This window comes from Achromobacter sp. SIMBA_011 (assembly GCF_046535435.1).
GTDB lineage: Bacteria > Pseudomonadota > Gammaproteobacteria > Burkholderiales > Burkholderiaceae_B > Achromobacter > Achromobacter dolens.
This window is the reverse complement of sequence record NZ_JAWRWN010000700.1, coordinates 1-261: the sequence shown is the minus strand read 5'-3', so window position 1 is coordinate 261 and position 261 is coordinate 1. Positions and strand designations below refer to the sequence as shown.

1 protein-coding gene is annotated in these 261 nt (G+C 56.3%); it reads right to left on the bottom strand.

Features of this window, described 5'->3' with window-relative positions:
- Positions 1-25: 25 nt before the first annotated feature.
- A partial coding sequence (locus SB816_RS32755; protein ID WP_410548346.1) for a hypothetical protein occupies positions 26-261 on the bottom strand: 236 nt, incomplete at its 5' end.

The window sequence follows — 261 nt, the reverse complement described above, 5'->3', positions numbered from 1 at the left end:
GCGCGGCAGATTTGATCCATTGGCGTCATAAGTGGGACCCAAAACCGGTTACCGGACGGATTTTATGACCGACCCGGAAGTTATCGGAAGAGGGCAAAAAGTCGTGTTTGCAAGATAGACCCGAGTACACACCGAAGCCGTTCTTACCGGGAATGGCGCAGGGCCAATCTGCGCATTTGCGCAGTATCGAATGGGCAGATTTCATGGTTTCTGTCGCGCAGCAGACATCCGGGCCGTGGCGCTTTGCCGGTTGTCCGCCCC